At 31.7% G+C, this 526-nt stretch carries 1 pseudogene; it reads left to right on the forward strand.

Annotated features, from left to right (window positions below):
* Nucleotides 1-155: 155 nt before the first annotated feature.
* Nucleotides 156-526: pseudogene (locus IM284_RS23265) on the forward strand (hypothetical protein); the annotation flags it as partial.

Raw genomic sequence — 526 nt, forward strand, 5'->3', positions numbered from 1 at the left:
ACCCAGAACTGCCTGCTGGTAATTTAACTAATAGATAAATTATGTATAATTACACAAGAACATATTTAAATTTAAACTTGCCATCCCCTAAAAAGATCATATGATTGCCTAACATCAAACTTTAAGAATGAAAATAATAGCAGAGGCATTAAATCATGTTTGACCATATCTTAGAGATTGTTGAAGCTTCTAACAAATTTATACGCATTTATGCGTCAAATGGACAGCAGATACACAGCACACTCAATAATAAACCACATGTTTACTTTCTCACCGAAGGTAGAGTAGATATTTATAGGAAAACAGACGATATTTTAATTTTCACTGTATATGCACCTCATATTTTAGGGTTATTTTTTATGTTCGAAAAGAATGATTATCATTATTTCAGAGCTTCAACGGATGCAACCTTTACAGCAATTCCAACTATAGAACTGAACTGCCTGGCTGATAGTAATGATTTGTGGAAACATTTTTTCTTAATGACTTGTGAAATCGCTTCAAACTTTTTCAAAAGGGATCAAAG

The organism is Enterobacter cloacae complex sp. P12RS (genome assembly GCF_014895875.1).
GTDB lineage: Bacteria > Pseudomonadota > Gammaproteobacteria > Enterobacterales > Enterobacteriaceae > Enterobacter > Enterobacter bugandensis.